Source organism: Clostridium tarantellae (assembly GCF_009295725.1).
Taxonomy (GTDB): Bacteria; Bacillota; Clostridia; order Clostridiales; family Clostridiaceae; genus Sarcina; species Sarcina tarantellae.
This window is the reverse complement of record NZ_WHJC01000007.1, coordinates 24499-35304: the sequence shown is the minus strand read 5'-3', so window position 1 is coordinate 35304 and position 10806 is coordinate 24499. Positions and strand designations below refer to the sequence as shown.

The following is a 10806-nucleotide window of genomic DNA, read 5'->3' as shown; positions in this document are numbered from 1 at the left end:
CAAATTTTCTTTTCAGTAAATAACTAAAATTATTGAAAAAATACATCTAAAGAATTTAAAACTCTAGATATTGGATTGAAAATACTAGCTTCTTTATTTCCACCACAATATAATCCTACAGCTTCATTTGAAGAAAAAGTTACTGCTAGACTACCAGAATCACCAGATTTACACATAGGAGTACTAATGATTTGATCCTTAAATGAATAGTATCTTCCTTTTTGTAATTCTAATCTTACAGTAGCATTTATATCTGTTATAGTTCCTTTAGTATATCCAGTTGCAGCACCAACTTTTTGTATTTTTGTATTCAATTCAGGTTTGTAAATATACCCTTTAACTTGCCCAATTTTAGGAATTAAATTAGAAAATTTTATATTTGGAAATATTTCTGCAATGGCAGCATCTATAAAATTACCAAAATCAAATTTATAGTTATTATTAGAATTACTATCAGCTAATAAAACTGTGCTTTTAAATAGTTTACCAGCTAAATTAGGAGAACTATTTCCTAAAAAGTTACGAGGAGGTTGTAAAATCTCGGTACCTTTTCTTAATTGATTTAAATTAGCTATTACGTGATTATTACTTAAAATACAAGGTTTACCTTTTTCACGAGTATATACTATACAACCTAAAGTTCCAACTCCTTTACCGCCTACAGCACCTATGGAGTAACCAGGTGTAAGGGGACGTTTACGCCTGGATAATTTAAAGGTGAAAAATTTATTTGTTAGATATGGTGAAAGTTGCATTTTTAATGTTCCAGTTTCAACAACATCTGTTTTAATACCAAAAAAATCTTTAGGAATTATATCATGATTATATAGTTGATTTAAAGGAGTTTTTTTTGATACTAAAATACGTAAACTAGGCATATTTGAATTTATATTTTTAGTTGTTTTGTAACCTAAAGCTATACCTATTACATTTTTTTTATTTGAAAATAGATTATAATAATTATTTATAACATCAATTATTGAGTTTTCTAATAAATAAGACATTACAATTCCTCCCTAAATAATTAAGTTTTTTAAAATTTCCAAGTATACAGTTAATATTGTGTAAAAAATACTAAAATAGAATATAAAGTAAATTGGTTTTTTGATATTATATTTTATGTGCAAAACAATAATTTGGAACTAAATACTTTCAATTGAAAAATTTGTACTAAAATGTTAATTAGAGTAAAATTGAATTAGAAGAGTAGTGAAAGTTATATTAATAAAATTATAGAAGTAGTGAAAATAAATTTTATACATATTAAATTTGGGGGGAGGGGTTAATTTGAAAGTTAAATTAATAGTTTTAATATTAGCTGTTACAATTTTTAGTGTAATAATACATAGTAATAAAAACAATATACAAGTTTATTGTGAAAACAAAAGTAAAACTTTTCAAATTCGGTTTATTGATTTAAAGGATTCTCAAATAGAATTAGATAAAAAATTATTTAATTCTTATTCAATATCATATATTAGATTTGATGGAGAAAGTTATGAAGATATTTGCTTAGATTTAATTAAAACAAAAATACCTAACGTATATAATTTAGATTTTAATAATTTATATAAATATAATAATGAAATTAATGGAGTAATAAAGGAAAAAAAAAATTATGATGACTATAATGAGATTAAAGAAATACCTATTTATAATGTTATAAATACATAAAGAGTATATAGTCAACATTAATAAATCAAATAGATATTCTAAATAAATGTAAGATTAATGAAAATTAGGTTTTACTTTCATTAATAGAAAAAATAGGTATAATATTTATTGTGCTTTTTATTCTTTACAACATGGAGGTTACATGAATTTTAATATTAAATTAAGATATATACTTATATTATGCATCAGTATTCAATTTTGTACAGCTTCTATTAAAGTTAGAGCTGCAGATAATACTTTAAAATTTAATAATATTACTATTGAAGATGGGTTATCTCAATCTAATGTGGAATGTATTTTTCAAGATAGTAGAGGATATATATGGATTGGTACCGGTGATGGGTTAAATAGATACAATGGTTATGATTTTAAGGTTTATAGATATGAAGAAAATATATCAAATAGTATAGCAGGAAGTAGTATTAGGGATATCACTGAAGATTGTGAAGGTAACATATGGGTTGGCACTACTAGTGGATTAAGCAAGATAAATGTTTCAACTAATGAAATAAAAAATTATATAAATAGTAATATATGTGACATTTTAGTTAATAAAAAAGGGAGTATATTAGTAGCTACTTTAGATGGATTAAATATTTATGACAAAGAATCAGATTCTTTTAAAAAAATATTTGATAAAGATAGTAATATTTTAAGTGGACAAATAATTTATTCGTTATGTGAAGATGAATTGGGAAATTATTGGATTGCCACTAATAAAGGATTAGATAAAATAAATTACGAAAAAGATGAAATTAAGGAATTTAAATTTACAGAAGAAAATTTAAATTATATAAAAGATAATTTTATATATAAAGTTATATCAGATGGCAAAGGGAATATTTGGATTGCAAACTTTAATTCTGGTCTTAATAAAATTAATATTAATACCAATGAAGTTACAACATATAATCATAAAGAAAATGATGAAAATTCTTTACCAGGAAATTATGTGAAAAGCGTATTAGTTGATTCTTCAGGACAGATATGGGTAGGGACAAATAAAGGATTAGCAAAATATCTTCAAGATGAAGAAAAGTTTATTACATATAAATCTAAAGCATATGATAATGAAAGTTTGGTTAATAATAATATATCATATTTGATGGAAGATAAATCAGGATTAATTTGGGTTGGGACTGCTAGAGGTGTAAGTATAGTTAATTCTCATAGCAATATTCTTCATTATAAAAATAATCCATTAAATATTAATTCTTTAAGTGATAATATGATAAAAGGAATTTATGAAGATACTGAAGGTTTTGTTTGGATAGCTACAGATCAACATGGGTTAAATATTTTAGATAGAAATAATGAAAAGTTTTATAAAATTTCTAAAGGTAAAGATATTTATAGTTTAAATAGCAATAGAATAAACAATATTATAGGCATTGGTGATGAAATTTGGATAGGTACTGATGCTGGGGTTAATATGATAAATAAAAAAACTAAAATTGTAAAAAAATATACTAAAGAAGAAGGATTATCTAGTAATTTAATTCAATGTATGTTTATTGACAGTAAAGGTGAAGTTTGGATTGGAAGTAATGAGGGTATAAATATTTTAAATAGAGAAACAGGAGAAATTAAAGACATTAATTATATTTTTGAAGTAAATAATATAACTAACTTATTAATTTCTAATATATATGAAGATAGAGATGGAGTTTATTGGGTTGGTGGACAAGTAGATAATGGGTTAATAAGATTAGACATGAATTCTAAAACTATTAAAAATTATAAACAAGAAGGAGATAATGAAAAAAGTTTAAGTTTTAATTCAATAAATGATATAAAAGAAGATTCAAAGGGGAATTTGTGGATCGCTACTCCTTATGGGTTAAATAAATTTGATAAAAGCAAAGAAAGCTTTACTAGATATACTAAAAAAGAAGGAATGGCTAATAACCATATTTACTCTATTTTAATTGATGAACAAGATAATCCATGGGTTAGTACTAACAATGGAATATCAAAATTAAATATAAAAAATAATTTATTTAAAAATTATAACGTAACAGATGGTTTACAAAGTAATGAATTTAATAAAAGTTCTTCTTTTAAAAACAGTAAAGGAGATATGTTTTTTGGTGGTATAAATGGGTTAAATATTTTTAATCCAGAAAGTTTAACTAAGGTTCAATATTTGCCTAAAGTTGTGTTTGATGAGTTTGATGTTAAAGGCAAAAAGTATGCTAATATTGATGGATTAAGATTTAAGAGCAATGAAAATTTAATAAGTATAAAGTTTTTTGTTCCTGATTATAAAGAAAATGAAAAAGCACAATATTATTGTAAATTAGATGGTGTAGATGATAATTGGTATGAAGTTGAAGGCAATAGTGTAAATTATGCTAATTTAAGACCAGGAAAATATACTTTTAGAGTTAAAGCTAGAAATTTTAATGGAACTATGAGCGAGGAAAGTATAGTTAATTTTACAGTAGAACCACCATTTTTTCTTTCTAAAGAAGCGTTAGTAATTTACATATTAGCAGGGCTTATAGTACTTTATAATAATCGTAGAAAAATGAAAAAATTAGATGCTATGGTGGCTGAAAAAACTAAAGAATTAAGTGAAGAAATGAATACAAATGAAAAATTATTAAATAAGATTATAGAATTAGAAAGAAGAAAAAATACACATTTTATTAATTTATCTCATGAATTAAGAACTCCCTTAAATGTTATTAATTCAACAGAGCAGCTTATTTATGAATTAAATAAAAGTAATTTGGGAATTGGAAAAGATAAATTAAATTATTATATAAAAATAATGAAAAAAAATACAGATAGATTATTAGCTTTAATTAATAATCTTATAGACGTTTCAAAAATTCAATATGGAAATTACCCATTAAATTTCAAAGAGGTAGATATAGTTTATTTAGTTGAAGAAACTGCTTTATCTCTTAAAGATTATGTGCAAGGAAAAGGTATTGAGTTGATAATTGATCCTCAAGTAGAGGAGCTAGTTATAGAGTGTGATAGCCATGAAATTGAGAGATGTATAGTTAATTTAATTAGCAATGCAGCAAAATTTACTCCTATAGGAGGGAATATTGAAGTAGGAATTATGGATTTAGGGCCAGAGGTTATGATAAATGTTAAAGATACAGGTATAGGTATAGATCCTAAGGATCATGAGCTTATTTTTGATAGATTTAATCAAGTGGTAGATCCTAATTCAGAAGTTAGAAGAGGAAGTGGATTAGGGTTAACATTGGTTAAACAAATAGTAGAGTTACATAATGGTGAAATTTATGTTGAAAGCTCATTAGGAAATGGAAGTAATTTTATAATAATACTTCCTATAAAGCAACCTAAAGAAAATAATTAATTTTATGAACTAAAAAGTTTTTACTTTTTAGTTTTTAGTTTTTATTTTTTGTAAGTTTTAACCATTAGAAATAGTTGAGAGTACTTTATTTATTAAGAATATGTAAATTCAATTTTTATAGCTAATAAAGGAAAGAATCTAAAAATTATTCACTTATTAAATTTATGTTGAATATTATATAGGGAATTCTCTTAAACAAATTTTTTAAAACTTTAGATAAGGATGTGAGTAAGTATATGTTTGAAAATTTTTCTATAGACTCAACATTAATAAAATTTAATTTAGCTACAGGTTCATCAGTAGGTGGAGCAGGATATGCAGAATCGGGATTTGTAAATGGTATTGGAGGGCCCGATGATAGAAGTTATTCAATTACATCCGTAAATATTGCTGAAGGAGGGCAATATATTCTATCATTTAAATATGCCTCAGGTGGTATTATAAGTCCTTTAAAAATAGATATTAATGGTGTTAATACAGGGACTATATATAAATTATCAGCTACAGTTGATTGGACATCTAATAATGCTATAACTTTTACATTGCCATATCCAATTACTTTAGTTTCAGGAAATAATACTTTTAAATTTCATGGAGATGGTGTTAATTGGGGACCTGATATAGGAATATGTACTCTTGCTTTATTAGATAATAAATTAAAAATAAATACAATTAATAAAATAGGTGATATAAATAAATTTAATTTTATTGGTAAATGGAATGATGGAATAGATGAAATATGGACAGGTGACATGAGTGCAACTTTTTCCATAAAATTTAATGGTGTAGCCATTGAATTGATGGGAATAAAAGATTTTAATCATGGAGTATATGAAATTTCTATAGATAATGATGACTTTCATGAAGTAGATGGGTATTCACCTACTAGAACAGGAGTTGTAAAAATTTTTGATAGCGGACTATTAAATAAAGGAATTCATGTTTTAAATTTTAAGTTAAAAGGAGTTAATCCGCATGGAGGGAGACCAGATGGTCAAATAAGTTATGCTGTAGTTAGTTTAGAGGGAGAAGTTAATAAATTAACTATAAATACAACAGATAAAAGCTTAGATTTAAATAAATTTAATTTTATTGGTGAATGGAATGATGGAATAGATGAAATATGGACAGGTGACATGAGTGCAACTTTTTCCATAAAATTTAATGGTGTAGCCATTGAATTGATGGGAATAAAAGATTTTAATCATGGAATATATGAAATTTCTATAGATAATGGTGACTTTCATGAAGTAGATGGATATTCACCTACTAGAACAGGAGTTGTAAAAATTTTTGATAGTGGGCTATTAAATAAAGGAACTCATATTTTAAATTTCAAACTAAAAGGAGTTAATCCACATGGAGGAAGACCAGATGGTCAAATAAGTTATGCTTTAGTTAATTTAGAAGAAAATGAATTTAATAACAATAATATGTTAGTTGAAGTAATATATAGTGAAAATAGCATAATGAATTTTAATAACAATTGGAAGTTTAATTTAAATGATGGTATTAATTTCGCCAATAATAGCTATAATGATTCATTTTGGAGAACTTTAAGGTTACCTCATGATTGGAGTATTGAGTTTAATTTTAATAAAAATTCAGAAGGTGGGTCAAGTGCAGGTTTTTTAGATGGAGGAACTGCCTGGTATAGAAAAACTTTTAAATTTTTATCGCCTATTAAAAATAAAAAGGTTTTTATATCTTTTGATGGAGTTTATGTAGAAAGTACTTTATATGTAAATGAAAATATTATAGGTGAAAATCAAAATGGATTTACTCCTTTTAGTTTTGATATAACTAAAGCTTTATATTTTGATGATAGGAATAATTTGGTGGCGGTTAAAGTAAAAAATCCATTACCAAGCTGTAGATGGTATTCAGGAAGTGGAATTTATAGAAATGTAAAATTAATTATAAAAGATTATGTTTATGTAGAAGAAAATGGTGTTTTTATTACTACTCCTAATTTAGAAAATGACTTAGGTAGTAGTGGAGTTTGTAAAGTTAAAATTAAAACCAATATAATTAATTCAAGTTCTAAAAGTTCATATGTAAAATTAGAAACTAGAATATATTCTAAAGAAAATATGTTAGTTTCTAAACATGAAACTTCAATTTTAGCCAATATTGGAAGAAATGTTGAAGAACAAAATCTAACAGTTACTAATCCAAAGCTTTGGGACATATATGATGGAAATATGTATAAAGTTATTATTAATCTATATATAGATAATAATTTAATAGATGTTTATAAAAGTAATTTTGGTTTTAGGTACTTTAAATTTGATTCTAATACGGGTTTTTGGCTTAATGGGAAAAACTTAAAAATAAAAGGGGGATGTATTCATCATGATTTAGGAGCATTAGGAGCAGCTGTAAATTATGATGCTATAAAAAGGCAAGTTAAAATGATAAAAAGTATGGGTGCAAATGCTATACGTTTAACCCATAATCCTTTTTCACCTGAATTTATAGAAATTTGTGAAAATGAAGGCATATTACTTGTAGAAGAAGCCTTTGATTGTTGGGAAATTTCAAAAAGGAAATATGACTATGCTAGATTTTTTAATGAATATGCTAAAAGAGATATACAAAGAATGGTTAATAGAGGGAAAAATAGTCCGGCTATAATAATGTGGAGCATAGGAAATGAAATTTATGATACTCGTACAGCTAGAGGAATTACAATAGCTAAAAATTTAATTTCTTGGGTAAAAGAAATAGATAAAACTAGACCAATAACTATAGGAGAAGACAAATATAGAGGCAGTAAAGTAGAGGGAGATCCAGCATGGAATGATAATATAAATGCCATCATGGATGCTTTAGATTTAGTTGGTTATAACTATTCTGAAAATGTATATGATGTCCATCACAAAGCAAAACCAAATTGGAAAATGTATGGTTCAGAAGTTTCTTCAGCAGTAAGGTCTAGAGATGTTTATTTAGATTCAACTAATACTTTAATAAATGATAAGGAAAATCTTCAAGTTACAAGTTATGATAATTATAATCCTATAGTTTATTGGGGGAGAGCAGCAGAAGATGCATGGAAAAGAGATAGAGATAGACAATTTATAGCAGGATCATTCTTTTGGACAGCTTTTGATTATATTGGAGAGCCTACTCCTTTTGATAACACTTATCCTGCTAAAAGTTCTTATTTTGGAGCCATAGATACAGCAGGATTTCCAAAGGATGCATATTATTTATATCAAAGTCAATGGACAACTGAACCTATGCTTCATATATTGCCTCATTGGAATTGGAAAGTAGGAGATATGATTAAGGTTTGGATTTATTCAAACGTAGATACTGTAGAAGTATTTATTAATGATAAATCTTTAGGAGAAAAGAAATTCTTAAATAAAACAACTAATTATGGAATGAAGTATCTTGAGGCTAGTGATGGAAATTTACACTTAGAGTGGTTAGTTTCTTTTCAACCTGGAATTCTTAGAGCTGTAGGAAAAAGAAATGGAGTTATAGTTGTAGAAGATAAAATAGCTACTGCTGGCAATGCAACAGCAATAAGACTTACACCAGAAAGTGAAAGTATAAAATTAGGTTTAAATTCTTTAATTTATATTATGGCAGAAGTTATAGACAGTAGAGGAATAGTAATACCAACAGCTAATAATCTTATTAATTTTGAAGTTGATGGTGGAGTTATAGTTGGAGTTGATAATGGAAATCCTTCTAGTGTAGAAAGATTTAAAGACACTAAAAGAAAAGCATTTACTGGTAAAGCATTAGTAATTATACAATGTAATACTGTACCAGGAAATATTGAAGTGAGAGCTACTTCTACAGGATTAAAGGAAGCTTCTACAATAGTAATGAAAAAAATAAATGATACAATAGAAGTTACTAAAGAACCAATAACAAGTAATTTAAATAAAAGAACTATTTATAATATATTAACTGATGGTGTTTTAGGTAATTATGCAGTAAAAGGTAGTGGCACATCTATTAAATATGCAGCATATATAGGAGGCCCAGCAGATGGTTACTCAACAGTAATAATAAATGTAAATAGTGAAGGAACTTATAATTTAAATATGACTTATAGACATGATGATGATGTAAGACCTATGAAAATTGATGTAAATGGAATTAATACAGGAACAATTTATTTAATTCCAAGAGCTAATCCAGGAAAATTTATTATTCCTGTTACTTTAAATAAAGGTGAAAATTTTATTAAATTTCATGGTAATGGAAAAGATTATGCTCCAGATTTAGGTATATTTTATTTAACACCAATTATAGATACCTTTATAACTGGGTTTCCAAGTGGAACTTATTATACAAAAAAAGGGGTTTTAGAAAATGGTGCTTCTTTAGGAAGAGGATTATCATCACAGTATGTAACAAATTTAGGTGGAGTTAAAAATGGAGCTGTAACAATAGATGTTAATGTTTATGCTTCAAGAGTTTATAAAATAATAATAGATTATATAAATAATAGTAGTAATGTAAGAAATTTAAAATTAGATATTGATGGAAGAGAGTTAGAACCTATATATGAAATACCACCAGCAACACCTGGAAGATTTTTAATAATGGCTTTTTTAAATGAAGGAATAAATAAAATTAAATTTTATGGGGATGGAATAGAAAATTCTCCAGATTTAAAAAGTGTAAGTATTTCTGATGATTTAGGGTTATTAGATAAGGCTATTTTATCAAATGGAGCTAGTAATTCTTCTCTAGGAAAAATAAGTTTAATTGGTGGAAAAAACAATGGAACAGTTACAATAAATTTCAATGCAACAAAAGCAGGAAGATATAAATTGAGTTTTTTAGAGCAATCTATGAATAGCACTTCTTTAATAAATATAAATGGAGAAGATATTTCTAAAAATTATTTTATAGAAAATCTAAATTCAATAAAGAAAAATACTACTATAGTCAATCTAGAATTGGGGAAAAATATAATAAAATTTAGTGGGGATAAAGTTAATTATAGTCCAGATTTATTTTATGTAGATTTAAGATTATTATCAGATAAGCTTTTAATTAATAATTTTAAAATTGGATATAGCATAGCTAAAGGAATTTTAACAGGTGGAGCTAAACTAGAATTAGATGATACTTTAGCAGGATGGATAGGTGGTCCAAGTGATGGTGCTTCTACAGTAGCTATACCTGTAAAGATTTCGGGAAGTTATAATTTGGTGATTGAATATATAGATGGTGATGGAAATAGACCATTGAAAATAGAAGTAAATGGAGTGGATACGGGATCAATTTATAAAACACCTGCTACTAATGGATGGACTTTGTCAGATATAAAGACAATTACAATACCTGTAAATTTAGAAAGTGGAAATAACACAATAAAATTTCATGGAGATGGAAGAAATTATGGACCAAGCTTAGGTGAATTAACAATTAAAAATAATAATTATAATACTACCACTACTTTCACTACGTCTAAAACAGATACTTCAATAGAGTTAAATGGGTCTACTGTTGTAGAAAATGGACTTTTTAAAGGTATTGGCGGTAGTAAAGCTGGAGAATTAATCATAAATGTATCAGTGCCGTATACAGGAATATATGATTTTGCTATAGATTATTTAGCAGAAAATAATGATAGTAAAATACAGATAGAAGTTAATGGAGAAAGTACAGAAACTGTTTATAATTTTCAGCAGACTAAATCTATGAATATAGTAGATGAAGGAAGAAAAATAATACAATTAAAATTACTGGCAGGTAATAATAAAATTAGAATTTTTTAACTGTTATTAATAGAATTTAATTATTGTAGTATACTT

Annotated in this window: 4 protein-coding genes; 3 read left to right on the top strand and 1 reads right to left on the bottom strand. The window is 26.0% G+C overall.

Annotated elements, in window-relative coordinates; translation table 11 throughout:
* Nucleotides 1-29: 29 nt before the first annotated feature.
* A complete protein-coding gene (locus GBZ86_RS01460) occupies nt 30-1004 on the bottom strand; it encodes a chymotrypsin family serine protease (RefSeq protein WP_152887055.1) in 975 nt (324 codons plus the stop codon).
* Nucleotides 1005-1287: 283 nt separating this feature from the next.
* Between GBZ86_RS01460 and GBZ86_RS01455 the strand changes: the two genes are divergently transcribed.
* From GBZ86_RS01455 to GBZ86_RS01445, 3 genes are all read left to right on the top strand, one after another.
* Nucleotides 1288-1674, top strand: a complete 387-nt coding sequence (locus tag GBZ86_RS01455) for a hypothetical protein (protein ID WP_152887053.1) — start codon at nt 1288-1290, stop codon at nt 1672-1674.
* A 142-nt stretch (nt 1675-1816) separates the two neighbouring features.
* Nucleotides 1817-5014, top strand: coding sequence for a ligand-binding sensor domain-containing protein (locus GBZ86_RS01450; protein ID WP_152887051.1), 3198 nt, complete (start codon nt 1817-1819; stop codon nt 5012-5014).
* 236 nt (nt 5015-5250) lie between these two features.
* Nucleotides 5251-10770: a glycoside hydrolase family 2 TIM barrel-domain containing protein gene (locus tag GBZ86_RS01445; protein WP_152887049.1), complete on the top strand. Its 5520-nt coding sequence runs from the start codon at nt 5251-5253 to the stop codon at nt 10768-10770.
* Nucleotides 10771-10806: the final 36 nt, after the last annotated feature.

Bases quoted from the DNA above. Each gene is read 5' to 3' on its own strand.
- GBZ86_RS01460 (WP_152887055.1), bottom strand. From the start codon at position 1,004: ATGTCTTATTTATTAGAAAACTCAATAATTGATGTTATAAATAATTAT.
- GBZ86_RS01450 (WP_152887051.1), top strand. From the start codon at position 1,817: ATGAATTTTAATATTAAATTAAGATATATACTTATATTATGCATCAGT.
- GBZ86_RS01445 (WP_152887049.1), top strand. From the start codon at position 5,251: ATGTTTGAAAATTTTTCTATAGACTCAACATTAATAAAATTTAATTTA.